The organism is Salinigranum sp. (genome assembly GCF_041641895.1).
Classification (GTDB): Archaea; Halobacteriota; Halobacteria; order Halobacteriales; family Haloferacaceae; genus Salinigranum.
In genome coordinates this window covers 22,658-29,003 of record NZ_JBEPXO010000049.1, presented here as the reverse complement: position 1 = coordinate 29,003, position 6,346 = coordinate 22,658, and the positions used below count along the sequence as shown (strand labels likewise).

6 protein-coding genes and 1 pseudogene are annotated in these 6,346 nt (G+C 67.6%); 5 read left to right on the top strand and 2 right to left on the bottom strand.

Going from position 1 to position 6,346, the window contains the following annotated elements:
• From ACESK5_RS11790 to ACESK5_RS11775, 4 genes and pseudogenes are all read left to right on the top strand, one after another.
• A pseudogene (locus ACESK5_RS11790) lies at positions 1–322 on the top strand (lysine biosynthesis protein LysX); the annotation flags it as partial.
• Between the two features lie 43 nt (positions 323–365).
• Positions 366–1,253, top strand: a complete 888-nt coding sequence (locus tag ACESK5_RS11785; RefSeq protein WP_372911762.1) for an acetylglutamate/acetylaminoadipate kinase — start codon at positions 366–368, stop codon at positions 1,251–1,253.
• Positions 1,253–2,392, top strand: coding sequence for an aspartate aminotransferase family protein (locus ACESK5_RS11780; protein ID WP_372911761.1), 1,140 nt, complete (start codon positions 1,253–1,255; stop codon positions 2,390–2,392). Before ACESK5_RS11785 ends, ACESK5_RS11780 begins: the two co-directional genes overlap by 1 nt.
• A complete protein-coding gene (locus tag ACESK5_RS11775; protein ID WP_372911760.1) occupies positions 2,389–3,432 on the top strand; it encodes a [LysW]-lysine hydrolase in 1,044 nt (347 codons plus the stop codon). Before ACESK5_RS11780 ends, ACESK5_RS11775 begins: the two co-directional genes overlap by 4 nt.
• 8 nt (positions 3,433–3,440) lie before the next feature.
• On the opposite strand, the gene ACESK5_RS11770 is transcribed toward ACESK5_RS11775, so the two are convergent.
• Both ACESK5_RS11770 and ACESK5_RS11765 read right to left on the bottom strand, forming a co-directional pair.
• Positions 3,441–3,998: a GNAT family N-acetyltransferase gene (locus ACESK5_RS11770; RefSeq protein WP_372911759.1), complete on the bottom strand. Its 558-nt coding sequence runs from the start codon at positions 3,996–3,998 to the stop codon at positions 3,441–3,443.
• Between the two features lie 203 nt (positions 3,999–4,201).
• Complete coding sequence (locus ACESK5_RS11765) at positions 4,202–5,518, bottom strand: phosphoribosylamine--glycine ligase (protein ID WP_372911758.1); 1,317 nt, start codon at positions 5,516–5,518, stop codon at positions 4,202–4,204.
• Between the two features lie 145 nt (positions 5,519–5,663).
• Between ACESK5_RS11765 and ACESK5_RS11760 the strand changes: the two genes are divergently transcribed.
• Positions 5,664–6,236: a flavodoxin domain-containing protein gene (locus tag ACESK5_RS11760; protein ID WP_372911757.1), complete on the top strand. Its 573-nt coding sequence runs from the start codon at positions 5,664–5,666 to the stop codon at positions 6,234–6,236.
• The last annotated feature ends 110 nt before the right edge of the window (positions 6,237–6,346 follow it).

The following is a 6,346-nucleotide window of genomic DNA, read 5'->3' as shown; positions in this document are numbered from 1 at the left end:
CGACGCCGAGCCGGTGGCCGCGATGACGCGCACCTCGGACCACTGGCTGACGAACGCAGCGCGCGGCGCGACCACCGAGCAGTTCGAACTCGACGACGCGGCGGCGGACGTCGCGCGCCGGGCCGGCGATGCGGTCGGCGGCGGCCTCCTCGGCGTCGACCTCATGGAGACGGGCGCGGGCGGGACGGGCTCCCACGCCGGCTACGTCTGTCACGAGGTCAACAGCCAGGTCGAGTTCAAGTCGCTGAACGCCGCGGCGGCCGACGTCGACGTCCCGGCCCGTATCGTCGAGTGGCTTGAGCGGCGCGTGGAGACGACATGACTGCTAGGGCGGGAAGACGCCCCGACTCGTCCGGGAGCCGCCGATGACGACGTCGGAACCGCTCGTCGTGAAAGTCGGCGGCGCGGCGGCCGTCGACCCGGCGGGCGCGCTCGCCGACGTGGCCGCACTCCGTGACGACCGGGACGTGGTCGTGGTCCACGGCGGGTCGACCGCGATGGACGAGACGCTCGAACGACTGGGTATCGAGCCGGAGTACGTCGAGACGCCGGACGGCGTCGTCGGCCGCTTCACGGACGCGGAGACGATGGACGTGTTCACGATGGTGATGCCCGGACTCGTCAACACCGATCTCGTCGTCGGCCTCCAGAACCACGGTGTGAACGCGGTCGGCCTCTCCGGCGTCGACGGGCGACTCCTCCACGGACCGCGGAAGTCCGCGGTTCGCGTCGTCGAGGACGGAAAAAAGAAGATCCGCCGGGGAGACCACTCGGGGAGCATCGAGTCGGTGAACCACGAGTTGCTGACGACGCTCCTCGACACCGGGTACACGCCCGTCGTGTCGGTTCCGATGCTGGGTGACGAGGGCCCCGACGCGGACCCGCGGTTCACGGCGGTCAACAGCGACGCAGACCGGTCTGCCGCCGCCGTCGCTGGTGCACTCGGTGCCGACCTCGTCCTGTTGACCGACACGCGGGGTGTCTACCGCGACCCCGACGACGAGACGACCGTCGTCGACCGTGTCGACACGCCCGCGGCGTTCACGGAGTTACAGACCGTCGCGCAGGGGTTCATGCGCCGGAAAGTGATGGCTGCCGCAGAGGCGCTGCGTCGGGGCGCGCCCACCGTGGTCGTCGCGAGCGCGAACGCCGACGCCCCGATTCAGGCGGCGTTGTCGGGCGCTGGCACGACCGTGACGGCCGACGCGCTAGAAACCGACGACGCGACGGCGGACGACGAGGAGCCGTCCTGATGCCGGGGTTCGTCTTCTCCGAGAAGCCGATCCGTCTCGTCCGCGGCGACGGCCCGTACCTCTACGACGACGCGGAAAAGGAGTATCTCGACGCCGGGGCGTCGTACGCGTGCGTCCCGCTCGGCCACCGCCATCCGGGCGTCCGGCGGGCCATCGACGATCAGCTCGATCGACTGACGTACGTCCAGGGGTCGTACCCAGTCACCAGCCGGACGGAACTGTACGACCTCCTGGCGGAGGTTGCGCCGGGAGACCTCGACTACGTCTGGCTCTGTAACTCGGGTACCGAGGCCAACGAGGCCGCTATCAAGTTCGCTCGCCACGCGACTGGGCGGAGCGAGGTCGTCGCCGCTGTCCGTGGATTCCACGGCCGGACGATGGGAGCCCTGGCAGCGACGTGGAGCCAAGAGTACAAACAGGGATTCGAGCCCCTCGCCGGTGGCGTGTCGTTCGTGCCGTACAACGACAGCGAGGCACTCACCGACGCAGTCTCCGCGGAAACTGCGGCGGTCATCCTCGAACCGATCCAGGGGGAGGGCGGCGTCAACCCCGCCTCGGTCGAGTATCTCGAAGCCGCGCGCGACCTCACGGCCGACGCGGGTGCGGCGCTCGTTCTCGACGAGGTGCAGTGTGGTCTCGGTCGCACAGGGCGGATGTGGGCCTGTGAAAAGAGCGGCGTCGTTCCAGACGTACTCACCTCGGCGAAGGGGCTTGCGAACGGGTTCCCCGTCGGTGCGACGATTGTTCGCGAGTGGGTCGCCCAGAACGCGGGGTCACACGGCGGGACGTTCAGCGGCGGCCCCGTGATGTGCGCCGCCGCCGTCGAGACGGTTCGGACGATTCGCGACACGGACTTGCCTGCCCACGCGGCCGACGTCGGAGGGTACCTCCGCGGACGCCTGGAGCAGGAACTCGGCGACGTCGTCCGGGAGGTCCGCGGTGCGGGCTTGATGGTCGGCGTCGAGGTGAAGACCGGCGCGACGACGGCGGCGCGCGATCTCGCACTCGACCAGCACGTACTCGTCATCCCCACCGGGCGGACCGTCCTCCGGTACCTGCCACCGCTGACCATCGAGCGCGAGCACGCCGACCGACTCGTCGACGCGACGGTTGCCGTGGCGGACCATCTCACCGTATGACCCGTGCCCGTACTACGCCTCGGGAGCTGTTACGGGACCTCGTCGCGACGCCGTCGGTGTCGGGTGCGGAGGAGGCCGCCGCAGCACGCCTCGTCGACTACTTCGCCGAACACGACCGTGACGTGTTCGTCGACGAGGTCGGCAACGTCCACGCACCGGATGACGACGCGCTGCTGTTGACGTCGCACGTCGACACGGTGCCCGGAGAGATTCCGGTTCGAGTGGCGGACGGCATCCTCTGGGGCCGCGGGACCGTCGACGCGAAGGGCCCCCTCTGTGCGATGGCGGTCGCTGCGGTCCGAACGGGTGTCTCCTTCGTCGGGGTCGTCGGCGAGGAGGCGGACTCGCGGGGGGCGCGTCGTCTCGTGGAGACACGGGCCGAGCCCGACTCGCTGGTCAACGGCGAGCCGAGCGGGTGGGACGCCGTGACGCTTGGATATCGGGGGTTACTCGCGGGGACCTACGTCGCCACGTCGCCGTCGGGCCACGCCTCGCGGCCGGAGCCGAACGCCATCGAGGAGGCCATTCGGTGGTGGGGTCGGCTCGAGACGGCCTTCTCGACGGACCGCTGGGCGACCGTCACCGAACGCGTCACCCCCAAGCCGCTCCGGTTCTCGGGCGGCCTCACCGACGACGGACTCGCAGTCGAAGCGAGCGTCGCCGCGCAGTTCCGGGTCCCGCTCGCCACCGACGTGGACGCCGTCCGCGACACGGTCGAGTCGCAACTGACCGTCGACGGGACGGTCGAATCGAACATTACATGGAAGGACGCGATTCCGCCGGTCCTCGTCGACCGTCGGGGTCCGCTCCCGGCCGCGTTCCGGCGGGCCGTTCGACGGCACGACGGCGAGCCCCGGCTCCTCGTCAAGACCGGGACGAGCGACATGAACCTCTACGCCGCCGCCTGGAACTGTCCGATGGTCACGTACGGGCCCGGCGATTCGGACCTCGACCACGCGCCCGACGAGCGACTCGACCTCGCGGAGTACGAGCGGGCCATTTCGGTCCTCGAAGCCGTCTGCGAGACGTTCCTGGCGTGACCGCCACGCTACTCGTGCCGGTCTGGGCGGCCCGACCGGCCGTCCCATTCGTCTTCGAGGACGCCGAAGTAGTGGGTGTCGTGGTACGCGCCGTCGAAGAAGGCGTCCTCGCGGCCGACGCCTTCCTCCACGAAACCGATGGCATCGAGCATCTCCCGCGATGCCTCGTTGACGGCGTATGCATTCGCGGTCACCTTGTGGATGCGGAGCTCCGAGAAGGCGTAGTCGACCATCAGTTCGACCGCTTCCCGGGCGTACCCACTCCGTCGGTTGTCGGGGTGAATCCAGACCGCGAGGTCGGCGACGCCCGTCTCGTGGTCGACCGGGTCGAACTCGACGACGCCCACGCGGTCGCCGTCGGCGGTAACGAGGACCTGCACGGCGTCGGTACGCTCGTTCATCTCCTCGTAGTACCGGCGCTCGCGCGCCAGTGGCGTCGGGAACCACTGACCGACGAGCGGTCGCACGTGGGGGTGGTTGACGCCCTCGGTGACGAACTCCAGGTCCGCTTCTTCGACCGGATGGAGCGAGACCCGGTCGCCCTCGACGAACGTAGCGCGTGACATGCGACCACAGACGGTCGGGGGGTGTTTCAACGTGGCGTCGCGGAGATTCGACGTCGTCCGTAGTGGCCGGGTTCTTGTCACGTCTCCGTTGCTAACGAAATCACGATTTCCGAAGTCGCGATTTCTGTTCTTTACTGAGAATCCAGAATCGGGCTTCGTCGAACGGTGTCACCACGGAGACCTGGTCTATTCCACACGTGTCGCTACGCTGTCGGCCCGAGATACCCCCACGCGAGCAGTCGGTCGCCGTCGCCGTCGATCCAGCGTTCGCCGATGTCGTCGCGGTAGTACATGTTGGGGATGACGATGTCGTCCACGCGCTCGTAGACCTGTTCGCGCGCGGCCTGCATCGTCTCTCCCTTCCCGGTCACGACGAGCGGCATCCCGCTCTCGCCGGCGACGCGCCACTGCCCGTCGACCAGCTTCGTATCTTCGAGGTGGATGCCGTCGCGGCTCTCGGTGTCGAAGACGACAGCGGCGTTCCGGGAGTTCTCGTCGTAGGTCTTCTCGTCGTCGAACGGGAACGGTGGCAGGACGACGCGGACCCCGACCTGATACCCGTCGTGGACGTCCAGTTCGGGGTCGTTTCCGTGAGCCAGGTCGTAGAAGAACTGCCCGGTCGAGGATTCGAACGACTCCTCCTGTAGTGCAATCGTCGGATAGCCGAATCGTGGGGTGAACTCCAGCGGGTAGATGCCCGTCGAGTTGACGATACAGTTGATGTCGATACTCCCGACGTAGCCCTCCTCGGCGAGCCAGCCTTCGAGCTTGCCGAGGGTCTCCTCGAACAGGCGGTTCCGCCCGCCCCAGAACATCGAGGTCCCCATCTCCCCCGTCGACGGGCCGATGTTCCCCGGGAACAATCGCTTGTGCTCGAAGTTGAAGTTGACCTGGTCGACGAACCGCTCCCCGTTGAAGAAGCCGCAGATGGCCACCTCGACGCCCTCGACCCGGCGCTGGAGCTGGAAGCCCTTCATCCGGTGACCCCACGCCTTCTTGTAGGCCCGCAGGACGTCGACGACGTCGCTGCCGTCGTCCTCACTCCCGACGTACAGGAGTCGTTTGACGTTCTGCACCTCTCCGAGCGGTTTGACGACGTACGGACCGGGGTGGTCCTGGATGTGACTGATGGCGGCGTCGAAGTCGGTGAACTCCCGGTGGTCGAGGGTGTCCACCCCGTGGTCTTCCAGGACGTCCATCGCGTAGCCTCGGTCGTCTTCGAGCGCGTCGGTGTTCGGGGTTCCGCCGACGACCGCCGTGCCCTCGGCCCGTAACTCCTCAGCCAGCGCGCCCGTTCCGACCTCGTCACCCACCCAGATGTCGTCGAAGACGACGACGTCGGCCCAGTCGACCTCGGCGCGCCAGTCGTCGGTCTTCGGCACGAACCCGTCACCGATCTCCCGGTCGGACGCCGCTTCGATGTAGTACCTCACGTCGTGGCCCTCGCGATGGACCTGCCACGCGACGTCCGTGATGAGCGCGGCGTCGAGCGAGCAGAACAGGAAGTTCTTCGCGTCCATGGCCGCTGGATGACACCCGACCGTATTAATTGCTCTCCGACCGGTGTCGGGGGGTCCACACCGGTCGCTTCTCCGCGCGAGAGCGCCTCTCCGGTCGTCGGAGTGAGAGGGAGACTCTTTGGCGATGGAGGGTGTACAGAGGTCGATGGGGGAGGTTCTCACGGTTTTTGGGACAGGGGAGGGACAGACGGCGAAAGTGGCGGAGCGCATCGACGCCACACTCCGGGCACGCGGTCACGCGACGACGACGGTGAACGTACGGGAGACCGACGCTGATTTGAACGTCGACGACTTCGATGCCGTCCTGGTCGGCGCGTCGATTCACCTGGGCAGACAGCAGAAGGCGGTACGCAGGTTCGTCGAGGCCAACCGTGACGCGTTGGCACCGAAGCCAAACGGCTTCTTCCAGGTCTCCGGGTCGTCCGGAGAAGGAACCGAGAGGGGGGTGGCAGAGGCGGCGCGATACGTCGACGAGTTCATCGAGGCCACGAACTGGTATCCCGACCGGATCGGACTGTTCGGCGGCGCGCTGCGCTTCTCAGAGTACGGCTTCCTGATGCGCACGCTGGTGAAATTCGTCGCCAGGGCGGACTCGTCGGGGACGAATCCCCTGACCGACGTCGAGTATACCGACTGGGAGGAGGTCGAGGCGTTCGCCGACGAGTTCGCCACGTTCGTCGAGGAACGACTGGGCGAGACGACCGAAGCAACCGAGTGACGACCGGCTCAGTATGACCCCCGTTTCCGCTCTCGTCAAGCGGCACTCGGACAGTCCCGTCGAGCCGGTCGACGAGCTCGACCCGTATCTCTAAATCGTACTCCCGGCCA